General features: G+C 61.1%; 23 protein-coding genes. 7 read left to right on the forward strand and 16 right to left on the reverse strand.

All coding sequences use genetic code 11. The features are described from left to right. Positions 1–38: 38 nt before the first annotated feature. The 9 genes from P5706_RS06655 to arcD (P5706_RS06695) all read right to left on the reverse strand — a co-directional run bounded on the left by P5706_RS06655 (position 39) and on the right by arcD (P5706_RS06695) (position 12191). Positions 39–1415, reverse strand: coding sequence for an L-serine ammonia-lyase (locus P5706_RS06655; protein WP_017139145.1), 1377 nt, complete (start codon positions 1413–1415; stop codon positions 39–41). A gap of 184 nt (positions 1416–1599) precedes the next feature. Beyond that, the gene (gcvP, locus tag P5706_RS06660) at positions 1600–4437 is read right to left on the reverse strand and encodes an aminomethyl-transferring glycine dehydrogenase (RefSeq protein WP_285678817.1); all 2838 of its coding nucleotides are present in this window, start codon (positions 4435–4437) and stop codon (positions 1600–1602) included. 10 nt (positions 4438–4447) lie between these two features. Continuing rightward, positions 4448–4831, reverse strand: a complete 384-nt coding sequence (gcvH, locus tag P5706_RS06665) for a glycine cleavage system protein GcvH (protein ID WP_078738842.1) — start codon at positions 4829–4831, stop codon at positions 4448–4450. 432 nt (positions 4832–5263) lie between these two features. Then, entirely contained in the window at positions 5264–6772 is a 1509-nt protein-coding gene (gene gcsR, locus P5706_RS06670) for a transcriptional regulator GcsR (RefSeq protein ID WP_099486454.1), read from the reverse strand. A 183-nt stretch (positions 6773–6955) separates the two neighbouring features. After that, on the reverse strand, positions 6956–7318 hold the full coding sequence (locus P5706_RS06675; RefSeq protein WP_138814074.1) for a DUF5064 family protein: 363 nt from the start codon (positions 7316–7318) through the stop codon (positions 6956–6958). An 18-nt stretch (positions 7319–7336) separates the two neighbouring features. Continuing rightward, on the reverse strand, positions 7337–8266 hold the full coding sequence (gene arcC, locus P5706_RS06680) for a carbamate kinase (RefSeq protein WP_200433836.1): 930 nt from the start codon (positions 8264–8266) through the stop codon (positions 7337–7339). A gap of 140 nt (positions 8267–8406) precedes the next feature. Beyond that, the gene (locus P5706_RS06685; protein WP_285678818.1) at positions 8407–9417 is read right to left on the reverse strand and encodes an ornithine carbamoyltransferase; all 1011 of its coding nucleotides are present in this window, start codon (positions 9415–9417) and stop codon (positions 8407–8409) included. A gap of 69 nt (positions 9418–9486) precedes the next feature. Then, positions 9487–10743: an arginine deiminase gene (gene arcA / locus P5706_RS06690; RefSeq protein WP_200433837.1), complete on the reverse strand. Its 1257-nt coding sequence runs from the start codon at positions 10741–10743 to the stop codon at positions 9487–9489. A gap of 20 nt (positions 10744–10763) precedes the next feature. Beyond that, a complete protein-coding gene (gene arcD / locus P5706_RS06695; RefSeq protein WP_110621409.1) occupies positions 10764–12191 on the reverse strand; it encodes an arginine-ornithine antiporter in 1428 nt (475 codons plus the stop codon). Positions 12192–12637: 446 nt separating this feature from the next. On the opposite strand from arcD (P5706_RS06695), the gene arcD (P5706_RS06700) reads away from it, so the two are divergent. Together arcD (P5706_RS06700) and P5706_RS06705 are read left to right on the forward strand one after the other, a co-directional pair. Next, entirely contained in the window at positions 12638–14065 is a 1428-nt protein-coding gene (arcD, locus tag P5706_RS06700; RefSeq protein ID WP_065930455.1) for an arginine-ornithine antiporter, read from the forward strand. Then, positions 14062–14925 (forward strand): DNA-3-methyladenine glycosylase family protein, encoded by an 864-nt coding sequence (locus P5706_RS06705; protein ID WP_285678819.1) that lies wholly within the window; start codon positions 14062–14064, stop codon positions 14923–14925. The genes arcD (P5706_RS06700) and P5706_RS06705 overlap by 4 nt, the downstream gene beginning before the upstream one ends. Positions 14926–15115: 190 nt before the next feature. On the opposite strand, the gene P5706_RS06710 is transcribed toward P5706_RS06705, so the two are convergent. The 7 genes from P5706_RS06710 to P5706_RS06740 all read right to left on the reverse strand — a co-directional run bounded on the left by P5706_RS06710 (position 15116) and on the right by P5706_RS06740 (position 20751). Next, positions 15116–16465, reverse strand: a complete 1350-nt coding sequence (locus tag P5706_RS06710) for a CoA transferase (RefSeq protein ID WP_285678820.1) — start codon at positions 16463–16465, stop codon at positions 15116–15118. 40 nt (positions 16466–16505) lie between these two features. Continuing rightward, a complete protein-coding gene (locus P5706_RS06715; RefSeq protein ID WP_200433841.1) occupies positions 16506–17849 on the reverse strand; it encodes a sensor histidine kinase in 1344 nt (447 codons plus the stop codon). A 67-nt stretch (positions 17850–17916) separates the two neighbouring features. Next, positions 17917–18381 (reverse strand): LTXXQ domain protein, encoded by a 465-nt coding sequence (locus P5706_RS06720; protein ID WP_200433842.1) that lies wholly within the window; start codon positions 18379–18381, stop codon positions 17917–17919. Positions 18382–18654: 273 nt separating this feature from the next. Continuing rightward, a complete protein-coding gene (locus P5706_RS06725; RefSeq protein ID WP_056858601.1) occupies positions 18655–19332 on the reverse strand; it encodes a response regulator transcription factor in 678 nt (225 codons plus the stop codon). 7 nt (positions 19333–19339) lie between these two features. Next, a complete protein-coding gene (locus P5706_RS06730) occupies positions 19340–19747 on the reverse strand; it encodes an SH3 domain-containing protein (RefSeq protein WP_200433843.1) in 408 nt (135 codons plus the stop codon). Positions 19748–19853: 106 nt separating this feature from the next. Then, a complete protein-coding gene (locus P5706_RS06735; protein WP_138814082.1) occupies positions 19854–20153 on the reverse strand; it encodes a YciI family protein in 300 nt (99 codons plus the stop codon). A 1-nt stretch (position 20154) separates the two neighbouring features. Further along, positions 20155–20751 carry a septation protein A gene (locus P5706_RS06740; protein WP_099486471.1) on the reverse strand — a complete coding sequence of 199 codons (597 nt, stop codon included), beginning with the start codon at positions 20749–20751 and terminating at the stop codon, positions 20155–20157. 87 nt (positions 20752–20838) lie between these two features. Here P5706_RS06740 and P5706_RS06745 point away from each other — a divergent pair, with 87 nt between their 5' ends. The 5 genes from P5706_RS06745 to P5706_RS06765 all read left to right on the forward strand — a co-directional run bounded on the left by P5706_RS06745 (position 20839) and on the right by P5706_RS06765 (position 24676). Then, positions 20839–21702, forward strand: a complete 864-nt coding sequence (locus P5706_RS06745) for a PHP domain-containing protein (RefSeq protein ID WP_200433844.1) — start codon at positions 20839–20841, stop codon at positions 21700–21702. Positions 21703–21715: 13 nt separating this feature from the next. Further along, positions 21716–22345, forward strand: a complete 630-nt coding sequence (locus P5706_RS06750) for an L-threonylcarbamoyladenylate synthase (protein ID WP_017139161.1) — start codon at positions 21716–21718, stop codon at positions 22343–22345. Beyond that, the gene (locus P5706_RS06755) at positions 22346–23164 is read left to right on the forward strand and encodes a segregation and condensation protein A (RefSeq protein WP_056858606.1); all 819 of its coding nucleotides are present in this window, start codon (positions 22346–22348) and stop codon (positions 23162–23164) included. 12 nt (positions 23165–23176) lie between these two features. Then, the gene (scpB, locus tag P5706_RS06760) at positions 23177–24127 is read left to right on the forward strand and encodes an SMC-Scp complex subunit ScpB (RefSeq protein WP_285678821.1); all 951 of its coding nucleotides are present in this window, start codon (positions 23177–23179) and stop codon (positions 24125–24127) included. A gap of 153 nt (positions 24128–24280) precedes the next feature. Next, entirely contained in the window at positions 24281–24676 is a 396-nt protein-coding gene (locus P5706_RS06765) for a hypothetical protein (protein ID WP_285678822.1), read from the forward strand. The last annotated feature ends 7 nt before the right edge of the window (positions 24677–24683 follow it).

Consider the following 24683-nt stretch of genomic DNA (forward strand, 5'->3'; position numbering starts at 1 on the left):
TTCAGCTCCTGAAAAACGTGCGGACGCGCTGGTGGGCGTCAGCACTCGATAATGTTGACGGCCAAACCGCCACGGGCGGTTTCCTTGTATTTGCTTTTCATATCGGCGCCGGTCTGGCGCATGGTGCGGATGACTTTATCCAGCGAGACGAAGTGCTGCCCGTCGCCGCGCAAGGCCATGCGCACCGCATTGATCGCCTTGACCGAGCCCATGGCATTACGCTCGATGCACGGCACCTGCACCAGCCCGCCAATCGGGTCGCAGGTCAGGCCGAGGTTGTGTTCCATGCCGATCTCGGCGGCGTTTTCCACTTGGGACACGCTGCCGCCCAACACTTCGCACAAAGCGCCGGCAGCCATGGAACAGGCCACGCCGACCTCGCCCTGGCAGCCGACTTCGGCGCCGGAAATTGACGCGTTTTCTTTGTACAAAATCCCGATGGCGGCGGCGGTGAGCAGAAAGCGCACCACGCCGTCCTCGTTCGCGCCCGGGATAAAGCGCATGTAGTAATGCAGCACCGCCGGCACAATCCCGGCCGCACCGTTGGTAGGTGCGGTGACGACGCGCCCGCCGTTGGCGTTTTCTTCGTTGACCGCCAGCGCATACAGGTTGACCCAATCGAGCACCGACAACGGGTCGCGCAATGCCGATTCGGGGTTCTTGCACAGCTGCCGATGCAGCGCCGCCGCACGGCGCTTGACCTTCAAGCCGCCGGGCAAGATACCTTCGTTGCGACAACCGGCATCCACGCAGTCCTGCATCACCTGCCAGATGTTCAGCAAGCCGGCGCGAGTCTCCGCCTCCGGGCGCCAGGCACTTTCATTGGTCAGCATCACCTGGCTGATGGACAACCCGTAAGTGGCGCAATGGCCAAGCAAGTCCTTGGCATGTTTGAAAGGGAAGGTCAGCGGCGTGGTGTCTTCGACAATCCGGTCAGCGCCGGCAGCGTCTTCATCCACCACAAACCCACCGCCGACCGAGTAATACTCGCGGCTGCGGATCTGGATACCGGCGGCGTCGAAGGCACGAAAAATCATGCCATTGGGATGGTAGGCGAGAGGCTTGCGAATCATCGCCAGGTGTTCTTTCTCGTTGAACGCAATGCTGTGTTCGCCGAGCAGGTTCAAGCGACCGTCCCCGCGCATTTGCGCAAGGCGTGCGGCGACGGTTTCGGTATTCACGGTGTCCGGGTGTTCGCCTTCCAGGCCCAGCAACACGGCCTTATCGCTGCCGTGACCTTTGCCGGTGGCGCCCAGTGAACCATAGAGTTCCACCTTGATACCGCTGGTGGCGCTCAGCAGGTTGTCACGTTTGAGGCCTTCGACGAATCGAGCCGCCGCACGCATCGGGCCGACGGTGTGGGAGCTGGAGGGGCCAATGCCAATCTTGAACAGGTCGAACACGCTAAGGGACATGGTTGTTCTCCGGTTTCTTATTATTTTCTGGATGTACTCGGCCTGACTGTGGAAGAGATCCATGTGGGAGCTGGCTTGCCTGCGATAGCATCACCCTGGTCTACCTGATAGACCGAGGTGCCTGCATCGCAGGCAAGCCAGCTCCCACAAAAGCCATCTCCCACATGGACCGAGTTCAGTCAGGTTACGCGTAGCTCTCGATCGACGGGCACGCGCACACCAGGTTGCGGTCGCCAAACACGTTGTCGACGCGGCCAACCGGCGGCCAGTACTTGCCTTCGATCAACGACGCAACCGGGTACACCGCCTGTTCACGGCTGTATGGGTGGCTCCATTCACCGACGATTTCAGCCGCCGTGTGCGGGGCGTTTTTCAGTGGGTTGTCGTCCTTGTCCAAGGTGCCGTTTTCGACTGCGCGAATTTCCTCGCGGATGGCAATCATGGCGTCACAGAAGCGGTCCAGTTCTTCCTTGGATTCGCTTTCGGTCGGCTCGATCATCAAGGTGCCCGCCACCGGGAACGACATGGTCGGCGCATGGAAACCAAAGTCGATCAGCCGCTTGGCCACGTCATCCACGCTGATGCCGCTGCTGTCTTTCAATGGCCGCAGGTCGAGGATGCATTCGTGCGCCACCAGGCCGTTGCTGCCGGTGTAGAGCACTGGGTAATGCTCTTCGAGGCGACGGGAAATATAGTTGGCGTTCAGGATCGCCAACTGCGAGGCGCGCTTGAGGCCCGCGCCGCCCATCATGCTGATGTACATCCAGGTGATCGGCAAAATGCTCGCGCTGCCAAATGGCGCCGCGCACACTGCGCCTTCCTTGCGCTCCATGGCCGCGTGGCCTGGCAGGAATGGCGTGAGGTGGGATTTAACCCCAATCGGGCCAACGCCCGGGCCGCCACCGCCGTGCGGGATGCAGAAGGTTTTGTGCAGGTTCAGGTGGGAAACGTCGCCACCGAACTTGCCCGGTGCGCACAGGCCGACCATCGCGTTCATGTTGGCGCCGTCGATGTACACCTGGCCGCCGTTGTCATGAATGATCGCGCAGATTTCGCGGATGCCTTCTTCGAACACGCCGTGGGTGGACGGGTAGGTGATCATCAGCGCAGCGAGGTGCTCGCGGTGCTCGATGGCCTTGGCGCGCAAGTCTTCGATGTCGACGTTGCCGCGTGCATCGCAGGCGGTGACCACCACGCGCATACCGGCCATGTTGGCGGTCGCAGGGTTTGTGCCGTGGGCCGACGATGGGATCAGGCAGATGTCGCGGCGTTCTTCACCACGGCTCTGGTGGTAAGCACGGATGGCCAGCAGGCCTGCGTATTCACCTTGGGAACCGGCGTTCGGTTGCAGCGAGATCGCGTCGTAACCGGTGGCCGCGCAGAGCATGGCTTCCAGGTCAGAGGTCAGCTCCAGGTAGCCGGCGCTTTGTGCGGCCGGTGCGAACGGGTGCAGGGCACCGAATTCGGCCCAGGTCACCGGGATCATTTCGCTGGCGGCGTTGAGTTTCATGGTGCACGAACCCAGCGGGATCATGGTGCGGTCCAGCGCCAGGTCCTTGTCGGCCAGCTTGCGCAGGTAGCGCATCAGCTCGGTTTCGGAGTGGTAACGGTTGAACACCGGGTGGCTGAGGATCGGCGACTGGCGCAGCAGCGCGGCGGGCAAGGTGCTTTCAGTCGCAGCAAAGGCCGGCAGTGCCTGGCCGTCGGCGAAGATCGCCCACAGGGCTTCGATATCGGCCTGGGTGGTGGTTTCGTCGACCGACAGGCCAACGCGCTCGGCATCGACTACACGCAGGTTGATGCGCTGGGCGCGGGCCTTGTCGTGCAGGGCGGCGGTGTTGGCGCCCGTGTTGAGGGTGATCGTGTCGAAGAAGTTTGCCTGCTCAACCTTAAGGCCCAGGGCGGTCAAGCCTTTGGCCAGGATCGCGGTCAGTTGGTGAATGCGCTGGGCGATCTGGGTCAGGCCTTTAGGGCCGTGGTACACGGCGTACATGCTGGCAATGTTGGCCAACAGGACCTGCGCGGTGCAGATGTTGCTGGTGGCTTTCTCGCGACGGATATGTTGCTCGCGGGTCTGCATGGCCAGGCGCAGGGCCGGCTTGCCGAAACGGTCGACCGACACACCGACCAGACGGCCCGGCATATCGCGCTTGAACGCATCCTTGGTGGAGAAGTACGCCGCGTGCGGGCCACCAAAGCCCAGCGGTACGCCGAAGCGTTGCGCGCTGCCGATGGCCACGTCGGCGCCGAACTCACCCGGCGGGGTCAGCAGGGTCAGGGCCAGCAGGTCGGCGGCCACGGCCACCAGTGCGTTGGCGGCGTGGAAACGCTCGGTCAGTTCGCGGTAATCAAACACGTCACCGTTGCTGGCGGGGTATTGCAGCAGGGCGCCGAAGAACGCGCTGACGTCGGTCAGTTCACGCTCATCGCCCACCACCACGTCGATGCCCAGCGGCTCGGCGCGGGTGCGCAGCACGTCGAGGGTTTGCGGGTGGCTGTGGATCGAGGCGAAGAAGGCATTGCTGCCCTTGTTCTTGCTCAGGCGCTTGCAGAAGGTCATGGCTTCGGCGGCGGCGGTGGCTTCGTCGAGCAAGGACGCGTTGGCGATGGGCAGGCCGGTGAGGTCGCTGATCAGGGTCTGGAAATTCAGCAGCGCTTCCAGGCGGCCTTGGGAAATTTCGGGTTGATACGGGGTGTAGGCGGTGTACCAGGCCGGGTTTTCCAGCAGGTTGCGCAGGATCGGCGACGGCGTGTGGCAGTTGTAGTAGCCCTGGCCGATGTAAGTCTTGAACAGCTGGTTCTTGCCGGCGATGGCCTTGATCTTGGCCAGGGCCTGGGCTTCGCTCAGGCCGTCTTCCAGGCCGAGCACGCTGGTGCCCTTGATGCTTTCCGGGATCACGCTGGCGCTGAGAGCTACGAGGGAATCAAAGCCTAAGCTTGCGAGCATGTGCTGCTCATCTTCCTGGCGCGGGCCGATGTGGCGGGCGATGAATTCGTTGGCGGTGCTGAGATTGATGGTCATGGCGCGCTCCTCAGGCTTCAGCGTTGGCTTTGATCAGGCGGTCGTACGCATCCTGATCCAACAGCTTAGCCACTGCATCGGCGTCGGCGGGTTTAAAGCGGAAGAACCAGCCTTCGCCCATCGGGTCTTCGTTAACCAGTTCCGGGCTGTCGCTCAGCTTGTCGTTCACTTCCAGCACTTCACCGGTCAGCGGCATGTACACGCCGCTGGCCGCCTTGACCGACTCCACGGTGGAGGCTTCGGCGCCCTTGTCGTAAGCCTGCAACTCCGGCAGTTGCACGAAAACCACATCACCCAGCGCATTCTGCGCGAAAGCGGTGATACCCACGGTGACGCTGCCATCGGCTTCGGCGCGCAGCCATTCGTGATCTTCAGTGAAACGCAACTCGCTCATGGAAACTCCTCAGGGCCAGATTCGTCTGGTGGACGGGATTGGAATAATGAGGAGTTACTTAGCAATATCGCGGCCAATGTTATTAAATCTTTATAAATCAAAGGCTTAGTTATTTTGGTTATGATGATATGATTTTCAGCTGTAGCGATTTCGCTACACTCAGGCACACCAAAAAAAGCCTATGTGGATCAAAGCCTTGCATGGCGCGTAAAAAACAGGGTTGTAGCGATATCGTTACGCTGTAGCGCTTTCAGTACACTGGATGTCGTTCTCAGACCAAAATCTGGACGCCTTCCATATGGGAACGGGCTTGTGTGGAAGCTGGCTTGCCTGCGATGCAGGCACCTCGGTCTTTCAGCCAAACCAGGGTGATGCTATCGCAGGCAAGCCAGCTCCCACACAAGCCAGCTCCCACAGGTTGATAGTGTTTAGTCAGGGCTTATTGGGAATGCCGTACTTGCGCAGGCGATGGGCAATTGCCGTATGGGATGTCTGCAAGCGGCTCGCCAGTTGGCGGGTCGAGGGGTAACTGGCGTAGAGGGTTTCCAGCAGGTTGCGCTCGAAGTCTTCCACCGCCTGTTCCAGGCTGTCGACTTCGCCGTCGTTCTGGCGCGCCACCGAGGTGCCGGCGATGTCGAGGTCGCCAATGTCCACCAAGCTGCTTTCGCAGATGGCGGCGGCGCGGAAGATCACGTTCTGCAACTGGCGCACATTGCCCGGCCAGCGGTTGCCGAGCAGCGCCGGGTAAGTGCCGGGCGCCAGGCGGCACACCGGGCGCTGGATCTGCGCACAGGCCTGCTGCATGAAGTAGCGGGCCAGCAGCAGAATGTCCTGGCCGCGCTCGCGCAGTGGCGGCACTTCGACGTTGAGCACATTAAGGCGGTAAAACAGGTCTTCGCGGAAGGTGCCTTCGCTGACCATTTTTTCCAGGTCGCGATGGGTGGCGCTGAGGATGCGCACATTGACCTTCACTTCGCGGTCGCCGCCCACCCGGCGAAAGCTGCCGTCGTTGAGAAACCGCAGCAGCTTGGCCTGCAAATACGGCGACATCTCACCGATCTCATCAAGGAACACCGTGCCCTGGTTGGCCAACTCCATCAGCCCCGGCTTGCCGCCACGCTGTGCGCCGGTAAAGGCGCCAGGCGCATAACCGAACAATTCACTTTCGGCCAGGTTCTCCGGCAACGCCGCACAGTTCAAGGCCAAAAACGGTGCACTGTGCCGCGCGCTGATGGCATGGCAGGCACGCGCGACCAGCTCTTTGCCGGTGCCGGTTTCGCCCTGGATCAACAGCGGCGCATCCAGCGCCGCCACCCGTTGCGCCCGCGCCTTGAGGGTGCGGATCACCGGGGACTCGCCCAGCAGCGCATCAAACCCTTCGGCATGGTCGTGATGCAGCGCCGACAGTTGCTCGCCGATGCGGTTGGGCTGGTACAGCGTCAGCAAGGCGCCGGCGTCGGTGATCGGTGTGGCGTCGAGCAAAAAGGTCTGGCCGTTGACGCTGATCTCGCGCAACGGCAAACGAAAGCCCTGTTCGAGCAAAGTCTCCAGCAGCGCCGGGTCGTTGAACAACGCGCTGATGCTTTCACCCGCCGGTTCGCGGCCATACAGCGCGATCAGCGCCGGGTTGGCCAGCAGGATCTTGCCCGCGCTGTCCAGGGCCAGCACCGGGTCGGTCATGGCCGCCAGCAGCGCGTCAAGTTGCAGGTGGCGGCGTTGGCCGGGGAGGATATCCACCACGGTGACAGCCTGCACACCGTGCACGCTGAACAGCGCATCGCGCAGCTCTTCGAGCACCTCGGCGCTCAGGGTCGGCGCGTCGATGTACACGTTGGGCGGCACCATTTCCACCGCATCCAGGTTGAGATTGCGCCCACCGAGCAAGGCCAGGACTTCCTGGGTAATGCCGACGCGGTCGATGAAGCTGACGTGGATACGCATGGGGCTAGCAATTCTGGGGAACTGGAGGCGGCAAGTATGCCTTGGAGCGCAGGGAGATCAAAATGTGGGAGCTGGCTTGCCTGCGATAGCATCACCGTGGTCTACCTGATACACCGAGGTGACCGCATCGCAGGCAAGCCAGCTCCCACACAAGCCAGCTCCCACATTGGACTTACGGGGTTGTTACTCCAGGTGCTCGGGCTTGACCGGATCGCCAGGCTTCACATCCAGCTGATGCCGTACATCTTCAAACATCAAGTCGTATTGCTTATGCATCTGGCCGTTAAGCGTCGCAACCTTCGGCATTCCATATTTCTGCGCGATGTTCATCGCATGCCGGGCAAAGTCGAAGGCCTGGTCCTTGGGTAAAAAGAATTCCTCCTTGAGGTCCTTGCCCTGCACCGAGCCGTGCAGCTTGAAGAGCATTCCCTTGCCTTCCTTTGGATCCTGGCTGACCTCGTAGTCGATGCACAGGTTGTAGCTGTAGTCCTCCTTGTTGAGCGCGTGGCGTTCGATGTGCAGGTGACCGGGTTCAAAGGTGGCCATAGGCGTTTCTCCTCTACTTCACAGGTAGGTGATGCCAGGTTTTGCCGTGCTGATGCGCGTGCCGGCGCTGCCCTGGACGATGGCTTCGATGTCCGAGAGTGAACCGATGACGGCAGTTTTGCCAGTCTGGCGGGCGAACTCGCAGGCGGCTTGCACCTTCGGCCCCATGGAGCCGGCGGCGAAGCCGAGCTTCTCCATGTCGTCGGGATGGGCCTGGCCGATGGCCTTTTGGGTCGGCTTGCCGAAGTCGATAAAAGCCGCATTGACGTCGGTGGCGATCACCAGCAAATCGGCGTCCAGTTGCGAGGCCAGCAAGGATGAGCACAGGTCTTTGTCGATCACCGCTTCAATGCCGCGCAGCTTGCCGTCGTCGCCATACATCGTCGGGATGCCGCCACCACCGGCGCAGATCACAATGGCGCGTTTTTCCAGCAGCCATTTGATCGGGCGGATTTCAAAGATGCGTTTGGGGCGTGGGCTGGCCACCACACGACGGTATTTGTCGCCATCGGGCGCGATGGCCCAGCCTTTTTCAGCGGCAAGTTTCTCGGCTTCGGCCTTGGAGTACACCGGGCCGATGGGCTTGGTCGGGTTCTGGAAGGCCGGGTCTTTGGCGTCGACTTCCACTTGGGTGAGCAAGGTGGCGAACGGCACCTCGAAGTCCAGCAGGTTGCCCAGCTCCTGTTCGATGATGTAGCCGATCATGCCTTCGGTCTCGGCGCCGAGCACGTCCAGCGGGTAGGGCGAAACCTGGGTGTAAGCCGCTGCCTGCAACGACAGCAGGCCGACTTGCGGGCCATTGCCGTGGGCGATCACCAATTCGTTGCCCGGGTGGATTTTGGCGATTTGTTCGGTGGCGATGCGGATATTGGCGCGTTGGTTGTCCGCCGTCATGGGTTCACCACGGCGGAGCAGGGCGTTGCCGCCCAGGGCTACGACGATGCGCATAAAAATGTCCTTCTAAAAGCGTGGCTGAAGGAACGCGGTTCATGTGGGAGCTGGCTTGCCTGCGATAGCGGTGGATCAGGTATACCGCCATCGCGGGCAAGCCCGACTCCCACATGGGAGCGCATTACCAGCTTGATGGGTTAGATATCCGCCAGCGCCGACACCAGAATCGCCTTGATGGTATGCATGCGGTTTTCCGCCTGCTCAAACGCGATGTTGGCCGGCGACTCGAACACTTCCTCAGTCACTTCCACACCATTGGCCAGGTTCGGATAACGCGCGGCGATGTCCTTGCCCACTTTGGTCTCGCTGTTATGGAATGCCGGCAGGCAGTGCATGAATTTCACACGCGGGTTGCCCGAGGCTTTCATCATTTTGGCGTTGACCTGGTACGGCAGCAGTTGCTCGATACGCTCGTCCCATGCCTCCACCGGCTCACCCATCGACACCCAGATATCGGTGTGGATGAAGTCCACGCCTTTCACGGCTTCTTTCGGGTTTTCGGTGATGGTGATGCGCGCGCCGCTTTCTTCGGCAAACGCCTGGCACTGCTTGATGAAGTCTTCGTGTGGCCACAGCGCTTTCGGCGCGCCGATGCGCACGTCCATGCCCAGTTTGGCGCCGATCATCAGCAACGAGTTGCCCATGTTGTAACGTGCGTCGCCCAGGTACGCGTAGCTGATGTCATGCAGCGGCTTGTCGCTGTGCTCGCGCATGGTCAGGGTGTCGGCGATCATTTGGGTCGGGTGGAATTCGGCGGTGAGGCCGTTGAATACCGGCACACCAGCGAACTTGGCCAGCTCTTCGACGATTTCCTGTTCAAAGCCACGGTACTCGATGGCATCGAACATGCGGCCCAAGACGCGGGCGGTGTCTTTCATGCTTTCTTTGTGGCCGATCTGCGACGACACCGGGTCAATGTAGGTGACGTGGGCGCCTTGGTCATGGGCCGCCACTTCGAACGCGCAACGGGTGCGAGTCGAGGTTTTTTCGAAGATCAGCGCGATGTTCTTGCCCTGCAGGTGCGGACGCTCGGTGCCGGTGTACTTGGCGCGTTTGAGGTCGCGGGACAGGTCCAGCAGGTAGTGCAGCTCGCGGGTGGTGTGGTGCATCAGCGACAGCAGGCTGCGGTTGCGCATGTTGAAAGCCATGATGGATCTCCTTAGGTTTCGGTTATCCCCCTGGCCGCTGCTGGATAAGCAGCGGCCAAGGCCAAAAAATTAATAGTCGATGGGGTCGCGGATGATCGGGCAGGTCATGCAGTGGCCGCCGCCACGGCCTCGGCCCAGTTCACCGGCGCTGATGGTGATGACTTCCACACCGGCCTTGCGCAGCAAGGTGTTGGTGTAGGTGTTGCGGTCGTAGCCGATCACCACGCCGGGCTCCACGGCCACCACGTTGTTGCCGTCATCCCATTGCTCGCGTTCGGCAGCGAAGCTGTTGCCGCCGGTCTCGACCACACGCAGTGCTTTGAGGTTGAGGGCTGCGGCCACGGTTTCGAGGAAGTTGGTTTTCTCGCGCTGGATGTCGATGCCGTGCGGCTTGCTTTCATCCGGGCGCAGGGTGAAGGGCACGATCTGGTTGACCACTTCGGGGAAGATGGTCACCAGGTCGCGGTCGCAGAAGCTGAACACCGTATCCAGGTGCATCGCCGCGCGGGATTTCGGCAGGCCGGCGACGATCACGCGTTCCACGGCTTTGTTCTTGAACAGGTTGCGCGCCAGTTGGCCAATGGCCTGGTGCGAAGAGCGCTCACCCATGCCGATCAACACTACGCCATTGCCAATCGGCATCACGTCGCCGCCTTCGAGTGTGGCGGCCCCGTGTTCCTGGTCGGGGTCGCCGTACCAGATCTGGAAGTCGGCGTTGGTGAACTCGGGGTGGAATTTGTAGATGGCGCTGGCCAACAGGGTTTCCTGACGTCGCGCCGGCCAGTACATCGGGTTGAGCGTCACGCCGCCGTAGATCCAGCAGGTGGTGTCGCGGGTGAACTGGGTGTTCGGCAGCGGCGGCAGGATGAAGCTTGAGTGGCCGAGGAAGTCGCGGAACATCTCGATGGTCTTGCCACCGAAGCTGCTCGGCAGGTCATCGGCCGACACGCCGCCAATCAGGTACTCGCTGATTTTGCGCGGCTCCAGGCTGCGCAGCCACGAGCCGACTTCAGCGACCAGGCCCAGGCCAACGGTGTTGGCGGTGATCTTGCGTTCCAGGATCCAGTCCAGCGCTTCGGGGATGGCGACGATATCGGTCAGCAGGTTGTGCATTTCCAGCACATCAATGTCCCGCTCGCGCATCTTGGTCACGAAGTCGAAGTGGTCGCGCTTGGCCTGGGCCACCCACAACACGTCATCGAACAGCAGTTCGTCGCAGTTGTTGGGGGTCAGCCGCTGGTGGGCCAAACCTGGGGAACACACCATGACTTTGCGCAGTTTGCCGGCTTCGGAATGTACGCCGTACTTCACTTTTTCCGTGGTCATTACAGATCCTCCAGTCAGAATTACAGAGTCAGGAAGCCGTCGTAGAGGCCATAGGCAGCCACCAGGGCGCCAATGACAACTGCGGCAAAAATCAGCTTCTCAACGTTGGTGAAAATCGGTTTGCCCAGTTCATGCTTGGCCTTGGCGAACAGGATTGCGCCGGGTGCATAGAGCAGGGCGGACAGCAGCAGGTATTTGGTGCCGCCGGCGTAGAGCAGCCAGACCGCGTAGATCAGGGCGATGGCGCCGATGAACAGGTCTTTCTTGCGCTCGCGCAGGGCGTTTTCGTAGGTCTCGCCGCGCACCGCCAGCAGCAGCGCATACGCCGCCGACCACAGGTAAGGCACCAGGATCATCGAGGTGGCGAGGTAGATCAGCGACAGGTAAGTGCTGGCCGAGAACAGCGTGATGACCAGGAATACCTGCACCATCGCATTGGTCAGCCACAGGGCATTGACCGGCACGTGGTTGGCGTTTTCCTTACGCAGGAACTCCGGCATGGTGTGGTCCTTGGCGGCGGCGAACATGATCTCCGCACACAGCAGCACCCATGACAGCAGCGCACCCAACAGCGAGATGATCAAGCCGACGCTGATCAACACCGCGCCCCAGTGGCCCACCACATGCTCCAGCACGGCAGCCATCGAAGGGTTCTGCAGTTTGGCCAGTTCCGGTTGGGTCATGATGCCCAGGGACAGCACGTTCACCAGCATCAGAAACAGCAGCACGGTGATAAAACCGATCACGGTGGCCTTGCCGACGTCGCTGCGTTTTTCTGCACGGGACGAGAAGATGCTCGCGCCTTCGATGCCGATAAACACCCACACGGTGACCAGCATCATGTTGCGCACCTGGTTCATCACGCTGCCCAGGTCGGGGTTTTTCACGCCCCAGATATCGGCGGTGAAAATGTCCAGCTTGAACGCGAACAGCGCGATCAATACAAACAGCACCAGCGGCACCACTTTGGCGACGGTGGTCACCAGGTTGATGAAGGCTGCTTCCTTGATCCCGCGCAGTACCAGAAAATGCACGGCCCACAGCAGCACCGAGGCGCCGATTACCGCCGCTGGCGTGTTGCCTTCGCCGAAGATGGGGAAGAAGTAACCGAGGGTGCTGAACAGCAACACGAAGTATCCGACGTTGCCCAGCCAGGCGCTGATCCAGTAACCCCACGCCGATGAGAAGCCCATGTAGTCGCCGAATCCGGCCTTGGCGTAGGCGTACACGCCGCCGTCGAGGTCAGGCTTGCGGTTGGCCAGGGTCTGGAACACGAAAGCGAGGGTGAGCATGCCGATGGCGGTAATGACCCAGCCGATCAACACCGCGCCGACATCGGCGCTGGCGGCCATGTTTTGCGGCAGTGAGAAGATCCCGCCACCAATCATTGAGCCCACGACCAGCGCAACCAGTGCGCCGAGTCGAAGTTTTCCGGGAGTTTCAGACATTGCATGACTCCAATGCAGGAGAAGAGAGACCACAGAATAATTCCGTGCGCTAATCAAACAGCTGACTCAGATCACTTCATTGGCACATTCCATTGTGAATTAATGACTTAGGGGTAAAATCCCGAGGCAATAGTTTGCCCCGCAAAGGCGCTGTCCAGAGCGGCTCCTGCGTTTTGATTAATCATTTAGTCCGAGGTATGGACGTTTGACGCTAGCCCGTTTTGCAGAATGTGCAAACTTTTCTCAATTAAGTGTCTAGAGCTGCACAAACTGGCAAAGTGCCTGCTCTATTTAAATTCTAAATAAGCCTAAACTTTATAAATTGTCATGCCATTGCGTTATGAGCGTGGCGGTTTTATCGCGGTCTTTAATAAACGCTACACTCGCTGAGTTAATTAGTTGAGTGCACGCGTGTTATCTCAAACTATTTTATTTCAGGAGTTTTCATGTCCCAACCGGCCGAGAAACTGCGTCTCAGCGCGTTGATTGCCCTGGTGGTGGGTTCGATGATCGGCGGCGGGATTTTCTCACTGCCGCAGAACATGGCCGCACGCGCCGAAGTGGGCGCGGTGCTGATCGGCTGGGCAATCACCGCCGTCGGCATGCTCACCCTGGCGTTTGTGTTCCAGACCCTGGCCAATCGCAAACCCGAACTGGATTCCGGCGTGTACGCCTATGCCAAGGCCGGGTTCGGTGACTACATGGGGTTTTCGTCGGCCTGGGGTTATTGGATCAGTGCGTGGATGGGCAACGTCGGTTACTTCGTGTTGCTGTTCAGCACCCTCGGCTACTTTTTCCCGGTATTCGGCCAAGGCAATACACCAGTCGCCATCGGCTGCGCCTCGCTGCTGCTGTGGGCCGTGCATTTTCTGGTGCTGCGCGGCATCAAGGAGGCGGCGTTCATCAACCAGATCACCACCGTGGCGAAGATCGTGCCGTTGCTGATGTTTATCGTGATCGCCGCCGTGGCGTTCAAGGCGGATATTTTCACCCGCGATATCTGGGGCCTGGGCAACCCGCAATTTGGCAGCGTGGTCGATCAGGTGCGCAACATGATGCTGGTCACCGTGTTCGTGTTTATCGGCATCGAGGGCGCCAGCGTGTATTCGGCGCGCGCCGAGAAGCGCTCGGACGTGGGCCGCGCCACCGTGATCGGTTTTCTTGGCGTGCTGGCGCTGTTGGTGCTGGTGAATGTGCTGTCCCTGGGCATCATGAGCCAGCCGGAGCTGGCGCAATTGCAAAACCCTTCACTGGCGGGTGTGCTGGAACATATCGTCGGGCCGTGGGGCGCGATGGCGATCAGCATCGGGTTGGCCGTGTCGTTGCTCGGCGCCTTGCTGTCATGGGCGCTGCTGTGTGCGGAAATCCTCTACGCCACCGCCCATGACAAAACCATGCCGGCCTTCCTGAAAAAGGAAAACCCCAACCGGGTGCCGGTCAACGCGCTGTGGCTGACCAACGTGATGATCCAGGTGTTCCTGGTGATCACGCTGTTTTCCCACAGCACCTACACCACCCTGATTTACCTGGCCTCGTCGATGATCCTGGTGCCGTACCTGTGGTCGGCGGCCTATGCGGTGCTGTTGAGCGGGCGCGGCGAAACCTATGCCGGTGCCCAGCGCCAGCGTTATAAGGATTTGCTGGTCGGCCTGATCGCTCTTGGCTATGCCGTCTGGCTGCTGTACGCCGGTGGCTTGAAGTACCTGCTGCTCTCGGCATTGTTGTATGCGCCCGGCGTGATCCTGTTTGCCCTGGCCAAGCGCGAACAGGGCCAGCCCTTGTTTACGCACATGGAAAAAGGCATTTTCAGCTGCGTGATCGCGGGCGCGGGGCTGGCGGCTTATGGGCTGTATAGCGGGGTGTTGTCGTTGTGAGATTGGCGTATGAGCCGCCCTATGACTGGGCGGCAATGCTGGGTTTTTTATCGGCGCGGGCCATCACCGGGCTGGAGACCGTGGAGGCGGGCGTGTACCGGCGCAGCATCAGCGTGAACGGGCTGCACGGCTGGATCAGCGTGGCGCCGGGCGCGGGCGATTGGCTGGAGGTGGGCGTCGAGTTTCCCGACACGGCGGCGCTGCCTGAGATCGAGCGGCGCCTGCGGGCGATGTTCGATCTGGACGCCCGGCCTCGGTTGATCAATGCGCAACTGGCCGCCGACCCGTTGATGGCACAACTGGTGGCTGCCCGCCCTGGCCTGCGTGTGCCGGGGACGTGGGACGGTTTGGAACTGGCGATTCGCGCCGTGCTGGGCCAGCAGATTACGGTGGCCGCCGCTATTCGCCTGGCGGGTAAGTTGGTGGCGCAGTACGGCCAGCCGCTACACACGCCGTATGCCGGTATTACCCATGTGTTTCCGGTTGCCGAAGCCTTGGCGGCGGCGGACCTGGCGACCTTGGGCATGCCCAAGGCGCGGGGCCGTACCTTGTCGGGTGTGGCTCAGGCGTTGCTGGATGATCCAAAGGTGTTTGAGCCCAAGGCCAGCCTCAAGGACGGCATTGCGCGGCTGGTAGCCTTGCCGGGAATCGGCGACTGGACCGCGCAGTACATCGCCATGCGTCAGTTGCGTGAGCCGGATGCGTTTGCGTCGGGGGATATTGGCTTGATCAACGCACTGGCGGCGCTGGAAGGTGGGCCGGTGTCGGCGCGGCAGTTGTTGGCCCGTGCCGAGGCGTGGCGGCCTTTAAGGGCGTATGCGGCGCAGCATTTGTGGACGTCGTTGAGCAGAATGGATTGATGACGTCTTTTAGGGCCTCATCGCAGGCAAGCCAGCTCCCACATTCGACTGTGTTCACACTTTCAAGTGTGAGAGCCAGCTCCCACATTCGACTGTGTTCACACTTTCAAGTGTAAGAGCCAGCTCCCATATTTGACGGTGTTCACACATCCAATGTGGGAGCTGGCTTGCCTGCGATAGCGATCTCAAATCACCACTGAGCCCGGTGCGAGCCCAATTCCCCGGCGGGCAAATCCCACTGCAACGGCGTGCCACTGATGCTCACCGGCGCCAGCAAACGGTGCGCCTGGCCCCAGGCCGTCTGCTCCACCACCAAGCCCTGATCGCCCGGTTCTTCTGCCCGCAACGCCGGCTGCTCGGGCACTTGCCCGGCGTCCACCAGCAACTTCGCCGTGCGCGCCAATGACAAGCGCGCCGAACCACCACGGCCGGTTTTCAGCCGCTCACTCAACGCTTGAATCGCACTGGCCGCCATCAAATACCCGGTCCCATGATCCAGCGCCTGCAACGGCAGCGGCACCGGTTTATCCGCCTGTTTCCAGGCCATGCCGGCGTCGGCAATCCCGCTGCTCATCTGCACCAGGCTGTCGAAGCCGCGCCGGTTACGCCATGGGCCGCTCCAGCCGTAGGCGTTGAGGCTTACGTCGATCAGGCCGGGGGCGAGGTTTTGCAGTTCAGTGGCGGTGTAGCCCAGTTGCTCCAGTGCGTCGGCGCGGTAGCCGTGGAACAGGATATCGGCATCTTTGAGCAGGCTTTCGAACACCTGGCGGTCTTCGGCAGTTTTAAGGTCCAGGCGTGCGCAGCGTTTGCCCAGGGTCATTTCCGGTACTACACCGGGCTCGTTCCAGGTCGGCGAGTCGATGCGCAGTACATCTGCGCCCAAGCCTGCGAGAAAACGGCTGGCCACGGGGCCGGCCAACACACGGGTCAAATCCAGCACCTTGATGCCTGCCAGTGGGCGTGTCACCGAGCCGAGCCAAGGTTTGTCGCAGGGGGTGTCGAAGGTCTGGCGCTGCACCAATGCCTCGGCGTTCACCGCCAACCCTTGCGGATGGGTTTGCCAGGCCTGCCATGTGCGCATCTGCGCCGCGCAACCGCCGGCATCGACGATCGCCTGTTCCAGTTCGGCGGCGTTCCAAGTGGCGACTTTACTGGCCATCTCGGCGCGGTCATTGGCCTTGCCCAGTACGCGCTCGGCGGCGGCACGGTGATGGGGCGCATTAGTGTGCAAACGGATCCAGCCGTCGGCGCTGGCGTAGTCGCCGGCCACCGGGTCCCACAGCGGTGGCACTTGCCAGCCCACCGGGCGAATCGAGGAGGAGAACCAGAAGGAGGCGAGGCGCCGGTCCACGCTCACGCTGGGCAAGCGCCCGGTTTGTTGCTGGATAAGTTGAGCAACCGCCTGGCCGGCAGCGCCGAGGCTGGCGCTGGCCAGTTCGGTCACGGCAAAGGTCGAGGGCAGGGCGCCGGCCTCGGTAAACGTCAGCGGGGTTTGCGGTAAATCGAGTGCGGCTTGGATGGGTGTCAGCAGGTCAGTCATCAAAGGCCCTCCGTTAGAGAAGGGCCACTATAGAAGATCCTCACACGGCTGTGACCACTCCCGGCTCCAACGGCAAGTCGATGCTGGCGATAAAACCGCCGTCCGGGTGATTGCCCAGGATCAGGCTGCCGCCATGGCGTTCGGCGGCGCGACGGGCAATCGCCAGGCCCAGCCCGTGGCCTTGGGCGGCTTGGCCGGGCGCGCGATAAAACGGCTCGCCGAGTTGGCTCAGGTGTTCGGCTTCAACGCCGGGGCCGTGGTCGCGCACGCTGATCAGGATGCGCTCGCCCTGGTGCTGGGCGCTTAGTTCGATCGGCTGGCCCACGGGGTTAAAGCGCTGGGCGTTACGCAGCAGGTTGTCCACGGCGCGCTCGATCATGGTCGGCCAACCCTTGAGGTGCAACTCAGGCCCGGCGCTCAGTTGCACCACCTGTTCCGGCGCACTGAGTTGGGCATCCTTTTGCAAGGTCTTGAGCAGTGGGGTGAGGTCGACGTCTTCGGCGCTGGCGTTGTCGGCATCCACGCGGGCCAGCACCAGAATCTCGCTGATCAGCGCTTCCAGACGGTCGCACTCGCGGGTCAGGCGCGGCCACAGCCGTTCGCGTTCTTCGGGGCTGGCACGTTCGGCCAGGGCCAGGGCGATGCGCAGGCGGGCCAGCGGTGAGCGCAGTTCGTGGGACACATCGCGCAGCAACTGGCGCTGGCTGCCGATCAGGCTTTGCAGGCGCGCGCCCATGCGGTTGAAGTCGGTGGCGAGCACGCCGAACTCATCGCGGCGGTTGGCCAGTTGCGCCAGGCTGTTTTGCTGATAGGTGGTCTGGCCCAGGTCATGCACCGCGCCGCGCAGGCGACTGAGTGGGCGGGTAATGGACAAGGTCACCAGCAGGCTGAACAACGTCAGCACCACCAGGGCAATCGCCAGCGCGCTCAACGGCCACAAAAGGCTGCTGCGGTGCCAGGCTTCCAGTTCCGGGTTGGGGATGCGGTAGATCAGCAGGTACGTGTCCCCGGTTTTTTCACTGGTGTACTCGGCGGTCAGGCGGCGCCAGGGCAGGTGGCTGTCCTGGTTGTCATTCTGGCGGGCTTCGAAGGCGGCGGCGCGACGCGGGAACGTGCCGCGTACCACCGGGTCGCCGCTTTCGTTGAGTACCTGCACGTCGATGTGGTACTGGCGTTTGCGCTGTTGCAGCAAATCCTGGGCGGCGTCCTCACCTTGGGCTTCGTAGAGTTGCGTCCACTCTTGCGCCAGGTTGTTGAGGCCGGGATGACGGCTGAGAATCCAGGCATCCTGGTTAAGCATGTGCCCAAGCAGGATCGACAGCCCGGCAACCAAGGCGATGGCCAGCCAGAAACTGGCCAGGATGCGCCAGAACAATGAACGCACAGGAAACCCTCAAGCAAGAAAAGCCCAGCGGCGCGAACCACTGGGCTGGGGAGGTAACGCTAGAGCATTATTGCGCTTTTTGCGGCTGTTGCGCTTTCCAGGCCTGGAATTCCTTCCACTCGGCGCGGCGCTCGGCTTGCTTCTTGACGATCTCGTCGAATTTCTTCTGTTGATCGGGTTTGAGCACGGCACGGATGTCAGCCTGGGTTTTCTGCTTGGCGGCGGCCATTTCGTTCTTCATGGCCTGCTGGTCGGCGGCTGGCAGCTTGTCCAGGTATTTGCGCACGATCTCTTTGCGGCCGTGCCATTGTTCGCCCATCAGCTTGCCGATTTGCTCGCGCTGTTCGCGGCTCAGGTCGAGCTGGCTGAAGGGGCCGCCTTTGCCACGCGGACCGTGTTCACCGCCGTGGCCAGGGCCACCCATCATATGGCCTTCAGGGCCACCCATCGGGCCTGGGCCTTCTGGCGCTGCAGCCATGGCGATGGTTGGCAGGGCAGCGGCGAACATCAGAGCGATAAGGGTCTTGCGCATGGTGATTCTCCTGTCTCTATTCCGGTGAGTCCGGATGTGAGTAGGTTACGCAGCGCAAGGTCAGCGGCGGTCAGGGGAGGGTAAAGCTTGGGTAAAGAGGGTTTTGATGTGAACTGACAAAACTGTTGGATTGATGCGATCAAGTGTGGGAGCAGGCTTGCCTGCGAATGCGGCGGGTCAGCTACATAGATGCAAGCTGACCCTGCGCTATCGCAGGCAAGCCAGCTCCCACAGAGTAATTCATCGTTCCCCCGCTCTGCGTGGGAACGATCTTTAGAGGCTGTAGTAGTAGCCGCGGCTGCGCAGCGCCACGATCCGTGGACGGCCATCCGGGTGTGGGCCGATCTTTTTGCGCAGGTTGCTCACGTGCATGTCCAGGCTGCGATCGTAAAGGGTGAGCTTGCGGCCCAGGGCGATCTGCGCCAGTTCCTGCTTGTCCAGCGGCTCGCCGGGCTGGCGCAGCAACGCTTCGAGCAGGCGGCTTTCGGACACGGTGAGGGTGAATTCCTGCTCATCGATGCTGACCACGCCGCGCACCGGGCTGAAGCACAAATCGCCCAGTTCCATTTGCGTCGACACGGCCGCCGGGTGGCTGCGGCGCAGCACGGCGCGCAGGCGCGCTGTCAGCTCGCGTGGGTCGCAAGGCTTGGCCAGGTAATCGTCGGCACCCAGTTCCAGGCCGAGGATACGGTCCAGCGGTTCGCCACGGGCCGAGAGCATCACCACCGGCAATTCCGGGTGGTCATTGCGCAATTGCTTGAGCAGCTCCAGGCCGCTGCCATCTGGCAGCATCACGTCAAGCACAACAGCGGCGGGTGCGGCTTCGGCCAGGGCTTTGCGCGCGCTCAAGCCGTCGTGGCAAGCGCGCACCTGGAAACCTTCCTGGCTCAACCAACTGGTCAGCAGCTCACAGAGCTCCTGGTCATCATCTATCAGTAACAGCTCGCTCATGACTCACTCAATTTAGCCATTGTCGACGGCGACGGTGCCCACCGCTGGCGAAGATCCCGCACAGCAAGGCGATCAGTGCGACCGCCGCGCCCGTGACAAACCACTGTTGTTGTTCGGTCAGCCAGCGGGTCAATGCGCCGCCCTGTGTCTCTTTGAGTTGCTGGGCCAGGCGTTGGTTCTCCTGGCGCAAGCGATTCAGTTGAGCGCTTTCACGGGCGGCCTCTGTGCTTTGCAGTTGTTTACTCAGTTCTTCACGCAGCCGTTCGCTTTCTTTCAAGCGTTGCTGCAATTCGGTGATCTGGCTACCGGCACTCAGGGACAAGGGCGTGGAGCTGCCGGTGTTCGAGGTTTCTTCAGCGTGGGCGGTCGCCCCGATCATTAACACTGCCAACAGACACAACGGACGTAAGCGCATCGGAACTCCTGATTCCACACGAATATTCAGAACGTTGTCGGCAGGTTACCGAGAATAATGAGCAATTAGGAGCGCGCCGAACCGATTAGGTTCAGCGCTGCCGGGCTTAAGGCAGGACTTGCTTGAACGGCTTGATCACTACATCAGCGTAGACGCCTGCGCCGATGTACGGGTCGGCGTTGGCCCAGGCCTTTGCGTCGGCAAGGGAGGCGAACTCGGCAATGATCAGGCTACCGGTGAAGCCGGCGGCGCCTGGGTCATTGCTGTCGACGGCCGGGTGCGGGCCTGCAATCACGAGGCGGCCTTCGGCTTGCAGGGTTTTCAGGCGCTCAAGGTGCGCCGGGCGCACGCTCAGGCGTTTTTCCAGCGAATCGGCAACGTCGGTGGCAATGATGGCGTAGAGCATGTCAGTCCTCGGTTTTCGGCGTGGTTGGGGCGGTGTCATGCAGATGGCGCGACAGGTAGATACCTTGGCCGATCAGGAACAGTACGGTCATGCCCAGGCTGCCGAAGACTTTAAAGTCCACCCAGTAATCCTGGAAGGTAAAGGCCACGAACAGGTTGGCGGCGCCGCAGAACAGGAAAAACACGATCCAGGCCACGTTCAAACGCACCCATACCGGCTCCGGCAGGGTCAACGCATGGCCCATGATGCGCTTGATCAACAGGCGGTCACCGATGAAGTGGCTGCCGATAAACACCAGCGCGAACAGCCAGTTCACCACCGGCGCTTTCCATTTAAGGAAGGTTTCGCTGTGAAAGGCCAGGGTCAGGCCGCCGAACACCAGGCAGGCAACCAGGGTCAGCCATTGGCTTTTTTCCAGTTTGCGCTGGGAAATGAAAATGGCGCCGTAGACTACGATAGAACTGACGATCAGCACGGCGGTGGCGCTGTAGATGCCCCCGAACGAGAGCTGGTGACCGGCGATATCAATGACCCTGGGGTCGAGTTTGGTAACGATGAAAAACAGCAACAGCGGGATGAAGTCGATGAATTGTTTCACAGTAAGAGCCAGAAGCTGGATGTGGCGGCATAATAACAAACATCCTTGGTAGCGAAAGCGCCAGCTGACTTGAGGTTACACACTCCCGTGAATGTTGATTTGCACTGCCACAGCACGGCCTCCGACGGCGCCCTGGCGCCCGCGGTACTGGTTGCGCGTGCGTTTGAAAAAGGCGTGCGAGTCTTGTCGTTGACCGACCACGACACCCTCGAAGGCCTCGACGAGGCCCGCACGGCGGCGCATGCGCTGGGCATGCAACTGGTCAACGGGGTGGAATTGTCCTGCACCTGGGGCGGCGCCACTATTCATGTGCTCGGCTACGGTTTCGATCAAAACGCTGCGCCTTTAGTGGCGGCCATCGCCCAATTGCACGATGGCCGTTGGCTGCGGTCCGAAGAAATAAGCCGCAAGCTCAGCCTTAAAGGCATGCCCAATGCCCTTGATGGCGCCCGCGCCGTCCAGCAGGAACTGGGCGACAGCGGCAACGCACCGGCCCGGCCGCACTTTGCTGACTGGATGGTGCGTGAAGGTTTTGTTAAGGACCGCGCCGAAGCGTTTCGCAAATGGCTGGGCGCCGGCAAGTTGGGTGATGTGAAGCAACACTGGCCGACCCTGGAAGATACGGTCGGCACATTGCGCGCCTCCGGAGCCTGGGTCAGCCTGGCGCATCCCTGGCATTACGATTTCACCCGCAGCAAACGCCGCAAGCTGATTGCCGACTATATTGGAGCGGGCGGCCACGCAATCGAAGTGGTCAACGGGCATCAACCCGCTGATCAGGTGGGCAGCCTGGCGATTCTTGCCCGCGAATTTGGTCTGCTGGTCAGCGCCGGCAGTGATTTTCATGGCCCAGGCGGCTGGTCCGAGATTGGCGAGTACCGCCAAGTCCCGGAAGACTTGCCGCTGTTGTGGGGGCGATTCAAGCATGACCCCATTATTGCCACCGTCTGAACAGGTAGAACACGTGAGTCAATTCTTCCAGATTCATCCGGAAAACCCTCAAGCGCGCCTGATTAAACAGGCCGTGGAGATCATTCGCGCCGGTGGCGTGGTGATCTACCCGACTGATTCGTCCTACGCCATTGGTTGCCAGATCGGCGACAAAAGCGCGGTTGAACGGGTCAGACGCCTGCGTGACCTGGACAAGAACCACAACTTTGCACTGATCTGCAGCGATTTGTCGCAACTCGGCTTGTTCGCCAAAGTCGACACCGGCACCTTCCGCCTGCTCAAGGCCCATACGCCGGGGCCGTACACCTTTATTCTCAATGCCACCCGCGAAGTGCCGCGCCTGTTGCTGCACCCCAAGAAGCGCACCATCGGCCTGCGTGTGCCCGAGCATCCGATTGCCCTGGCATTGCTGGCTGAACTGGGTGAGCCGTTGATGAGCGTGTCGCTGATTTTGCCCGGTGAAGAAGAGCCGCTGTACGACCCTTACGAGATGCGCCGTCTGTTGGAAAAACACGTCGATCTGATCATCGACGGCGGCTACGGCGGCAACAAGGCGTCTACCGTGATCAACCTGGCCGACGGCGAGCCGGAAGTGGTGCGCGTGGGCTGCGGCGACCCGACGCCGTTTATGGTTGAGGCCTGAATGTCGGCCGTGGAAACCGCTGATCCCCAGGCCGGCGCCCAGCAGGAACTGCCCTTTGCCATGGTCTATGGCCAGGCCGTCATGGAAATGCCGCTGGACCTGTATATTCCGCCGGATGCGCTGGAAGTCTTCCTTGAGGCCTTCGAAGGCCCGCTGGACTTGTTGCTGTACCTGATCCGCAAGCAGAACATCAATATCCTCGACATCCCGGTAGCGGAGATCACCCGTCAGTACATGGGGTATGTCGAGTTGATGCAGTCGGTACGCCTGGAACTGGCCGCCGAGTACCTGGTGATGGCCGCCATGCTCGCCGAGATCAAGTCACGCATGCTCTTGCCGCGCGCCGAGACCATCGAGGCCGAAGAAGACGACCCGCGTGCCGAACTGATCCGCCGCCTGCAAGAATACGAACGCTTCAAGGCCGCCGCCGAAGGCATCGACGGCTTGAGCCGCGTGGGCCGTGATGTGCTGGTGCCCAAGCTTGACGCCCCGGAAGCTCGGGCGCGCAAGCTGTTGCCGGACGTAAGCCTGGAAGAATTGCTGATGTCCATGGCCGAGGTGCTGCGCCGTGGTGACATGTTTGAAAGCCACCAGGTCAGCCGCGAAGCGCTGTCGACCCGCGAGCGCATGAGCGATGTGCTGGAGCGCCTCAAGGGCGGCGGCTTTGTGCCGTTTGTCGAGCTGTTTACCAAGGAAGAAGGGCGCTTGGGAGTGGTGGTGACTTTTATGGCCATCCTCGAACTGGTCAAGGAATCCTTGGTCGAGCTGGTCCAGAATGAGCCTTTTGCGGCTATCCACGTGCGGGCGCGAGCCGAATAAAGAGCTGAATCGATGAATCTGACAGAACCCCGCGAACTGGCACCCTTGCTGGAAGCCTTTCTACTGGCCTCGGGAAAACCGCAGTCTCTGGAACGCCTGTTCGAGTTGTTTGAAGAGGCCGAGCGCCCTGAACCGCCAGTGTTCAAGAAGGCGCTGGAGATTCTGCGCAAGTCCTGCGACGGTCGCGCGTTTGAGCTGCGCGAAGTGGCGTCAGGTTATCGCCTGCAGATCCGTGAGAAATTTTCCCCGTGGGTCGGCCGCTTGTGGGAAGAGCGCCCGCAGCGTTATTCCCGCGCGATGCTGGAGACCATGGCACTGATTGCCTACCGCCAACCGATCACGCGGGGCGAGATCGAGGATGTGCGGGGCGTGGCGGTCAACAGCCATATCGTCAAGACGCTGCTGGAGCGCGAGTGGATCCGCATCGTCGGCTACCGCGACGTGCCCGGCAAACCGGCGATGTTCGCCACCACCAAGGTGTTCCTCGATCATTTCAACCTGAAAAACCTCGACGACCTGCCGCCGCTTGCTGAACTGCGCGAGATGGAAGCCGAGCCGGTGCTCGACTTCGACGACGCGCCGGTGCCCGCCAGCCTGCAGGAATTAGCCGACGCCACCGCCGAGCCGGAAGAGCCGAAGGACGAAACCAGTTTCCATACCTTGCTGCTTGAACTGGATGACATGGAACAGGGCATCAAGACTGACTTTGATGATTTGTTGCGTGATGGCGGTGCCGAGTCGGAAAACCAACTGAACATTGAAGTCACGCCTGAAGTCGAACAGCCAGCGCCTGAAGAACCAGAGCCAGAGCCTGAAGAAGACATCCTTGGCGTCGCGCAAGCCCGCGAGAAACTTCTGGCAGCCGTCGCCGCACTTGAGCAACCGCCCTTGAGCGACGAGGAAGACGAGGCCCGTGCGTTGGCTGAGGCCATTGAAAACGAGCGCCGCTCGTTTGAGCCCTGATCAGTAAACGGGCCTTGTTATACAGGTCCTACCTGTTAGTTCTGACAGTTGCGTGATGTTGAGTCTCGGCATTAACTCGCTGAACACCATTGAGGCTGAGCTGTTTGATCCGTGGTGGTGTGATCCCTTTTCTTTGAATATGGATGACTCATCATGAAAAGCACTCTTCAACGCTTCTCCCATTCAGTTGGGGTAGTGGTATTGGCAGGCTCGGTGGTTTTTGCCGCTGGTTATGCGGTGGCCACCGTTTATGCACCGCTGGACGGCGATCAAAGCGTGAGCATTGTTGCTGGCGCCGACCCCACCGGCGCTATCGGTATAAGCAAAGGGACGGCGGGCGAGCGCCCCGTGTACTACCGGCCTGCTTCGTCGAAGGCGTTATCGATTGGCGCCTCCAACGCGCTGCCGGTGGGCTGCAAGCCCACGCAATTCACGGACGATGACGGCACGAGTATCCCGGTCCAGGTCAAACTCGACTGTAACGGGCAAAGCTGGCAGGCCAAGCTGTCGCGGACCGGTGAAAAATTCAGCGTTAAACGCTTGCCCTGAACCCAAA

Origin of the sequence: Pseudomonas sp. ChxA (assembly GCF_030263855.1) — a bacterium.
GTDB lineage: Bacteria > Pseudomonadota > Gammaproteobacteria > Pseudomonadales > Pseudomonadaceae > Aquipseudomonas > Aquipseudomonas fluorescens_CB.